Origin of the sequence: Pseudomonas sp. H26/SER47-MNA-CIBAN-0231, assembly GCF_040310465.1 — a bacterium.
GTDB classification, from domain to species: domain Bacteria; phylum Pseudomonadota; class Gammaproteobacteria; order Pseudomonadales; family Pseudomonadaceae; genus Aquipseudomonas; species Aquipseudomonas atacamensis.
This window is the reverse complement of sequence record NZ_JBEOPW010000166.1, coordinates 1-242: the sequence shown is the minus strand read 5'-3', so window position 1 is coordinate 242 and position 242 is coordinate 1. Positions and strand designations below refer to the sequence as shown.

The window sequence follows — 242 nt, the reverse complement described above, 5'->3', positions numbered from 1 at the left end:
GCCCTGCGTTACGAAGGGCGGTAACTACATTGACGCAAGTATTGCCCGTTGATGCTTCGTCATCAACCATAATCAATGTTTTGCTCGCTAGTAGCTGTGCTTGGATAGCTTTATCTGCACTTTGATAAATCAGATGCTGGCTAGCGTGACTGTGATCTTCGCTAAAAGTTGTTAGCAAGGTTTCAGAATTATCGTCGTTATGTTGTGCGTGACGGGTAGAGTTCAGTAGTAAGGCATTGGGA

The 242-nt window shown here is 45.0% G+C and carries 1 protein-coding gene; it reads right to left on the bottom strand.

Annotated features, from left to right (window positions below):
* On the bottom strand, positions 1-242 hold a 242-nt coding region (locus tag AAEZ10_RS27675), incomplete at both ends, for a phosphoribosyltransferase domain-containing protein (RefSeq protein WP_350571873.1).